Here is a 2251-nt window from a genome sequence, read left to right on the forward strand (position 1 = left end):
GACGAGTCGCCGAGTTGCATTTATTGAAGTGGTTGATCTTTCGCGGCGACCGCGTGATCGCCAACGTTCGTCGCGCTACTTCACGTTCGTTGGTTCATTCACCTTCGAATGCGGATCAGATCCGACGCCTGTCGTTGTGGCTGGACTTGGGCCCATCGCGTCGTAACGCGACCTTTGTTTCCTGGGGATCGCTTTTGATGTCACGGGTTGATAGGTCATCTTGTCCAAACGGAATTTGGCTTGGTGATTCGCGGCGCAAGTCACTTTCGTCTTACAGGATGACTCACGTAGTGGCCCATCGATTGACAACGGAACAGTAGTCGCCTGTTGATCGCACCTGTTATAGCGGTTTGGCTGTTGCTCCTGGCTCAACCTACTGATTTACATACCGGCCCATCCAATACCGACGATACCTCTGTCGCTCGTTGATCGCTCTTGGTGTTACGGTTTGATGTCGGAATTCTGACTGATGTTGACGCTCCGGTCATTCTGGAATTGCTACAATGATTTTGCGCCGTCCAACTTTCAGCCGACGGCAACCGTAGGCATGACGAACCATGTGATGAACGGGAGTTGCGGCGCAGTTGATTGCTGAGTTCACGATGCTTGGCCGCAACCCCGTTATCACCAACGTTCGCCCACAAAAGAAATCTCGCTACATGTGGCCTTTCACCAGTAAGCGGAACGATGACTTCGCCGCATTGCTTGAAGGGACGCGGCTTACCCGGGAAACGCAGTGGTCCCGAGAGTATCAGCATCCCGATGGTACAAACGCATTGCTTGACTCACGATTCCGAGATAGATCGGCGACGATTTCGTACCATCAGCTTTCGACGGATTGGGCGTCGTGGTCCGACGCGGAAAAACTCGACTTTTGTCAATCCTTCTGTCATTACCGTGGACGCAACTTCGCGAAGATGTTGCGATTCATCGTTAACAACGGAAACGACTTGGTGTGGTCAACCATCGCGATGCCCGTCGCAATGACTTTGCCAACAAACGAAGCCGTGGCATTTCTTTGCGACCGTATCGAGAACTCAGAAATCGGCACCAGGGCGAACTACTTCCAGGGTTGTTGGATCACAAAATCAAACGACACGGTTCCAACACTCAACGACGCGATCAATCAGATTTGGCGGTCACCCGAACTGATGGTCCCGCATTCATTTTGCAATTGGGTGACTCATGATGCGATTTGGTGCATTGATGCACTTGTGCGTCTCGGCGAACCGAAGGAACAATTGCTGGATCACTACAATCAACTATCGCGGCATCCCACGATGGGTACACAGGCGGTAAAATGGCTGGCTGAACACTTCAACCAAGGATAGGGCGAACCATACGATGAACCGAAGTCGCGAAGTCGCGGAGTCGCCGTTTTTGACAATGGAAAATCAAACGCCGCGACTCGGTTATCGCGGCCGACTATGAAGTCCGAGTTGTGCAAGTGGCGGGGCCGCCGTTTTGTTGGTTTTGTTATTGCATGATCGATTGTTGGTTTGCGGTGTCTTCGTGAGTGAGCTTGTTCGGTAAGTGCTTAACGGTGCTCTGTCGTGACAGTGCGACAAGGATGAGGATTAAACGACTATTCGAGGTGTCAACGCAATTGAACTTCGTTGAGATCCACGCGCGGTGGACTGCGTTTCCTCAGTGGTCCTTGCACGGTTCAACGATCCAAGTTGGGTCATCTTGCCGTGTTGGATAGTGCTTGCCTGGAGGCTTCTTTGACGATGGACGTCAGTGAGCAGCAAGCTGACTTCCGGCGGTGTGGTGCATTCTTTAGGGCGACGTGTCCGAACCAGCTTGCCGTCAGGTGTGACTGACGGTTCCTTGATCGATGGTTCGGTGTCAACTTGTTTCGGCACTCACACACTCGGGTTGGTCTTCTCCTTGGTCGACTGTTCGGAGGGGTCTCGTCGAGACAACTTCGAAGCTCGTGATCGTGTTGTGATTGGCGGGTGGTTTGGGATGGGAAGGCGATAAGGTCCGATTCGTTACGACAGCATGCATGGGTTGCCAGGCAGCGATTCTGGTTGTCCTTGTCGCTTCATGATTGGCCATGCGGACGGGGCGGATTCGTTACGTCGATGTTGTTTGCGTCAGCTATGCGATACTCGCTTTCCCGACCGCTTGGCCTTCGTCCGACTCCTCGGCTTTGACTTGGTCGAAGCTGACTTTTGTTTCTGTTTGGAGGACTGTGGTTGGTGCCCTTTCTTAGTGACTTGACCAGAAGAGTTGGATGACCGTCGCG

Annotated in this window: 2 protein-coding genes; both read left to right on the plus strand. The window is 52.8% G+C overall.

Annotated elements, in window-relative coordinates:
• Positions 1 to 320 (plus strand): hypothetical protein (locus FYC48_RS28560; RefSeq protein WP_235034432.1); only part of this gene is annotated, 320 nt, incomplete at its 5' end.
• A 282-nt stretch (positions 321 to 602) separates the two neighbouring features.
• Complete coding sequence (locus FYC48_RS25565; RefSeq protein WP_149499650.1) at positions 603 to 1331, plus strand: hypothetical protein; 729 nt, start codon at positions 603 to 605, stop codon at positions 1329 to 1331.
• Positions 1332 to 2251 lie beyond the last annotated feature (920 nt).

Source organism: Roseiconus lacunae (assembly GCF_008312935.1).
GTDB classification, from domain to species: Bacteria; Planctomycetota; Planctomycetia; order Pirellulales; family Pirellulaceae; genus Stieleria; species Stieleria lacunae.

Coding starts and splice junctions, on each gene's coding strand:
- FYC48_RS25565 (WP_149499650.1), top strand. CDS start 603: ATGCTTGGCCGCAACCCCGTTATCACCAACGTTCGCCCACAAAAGAAA.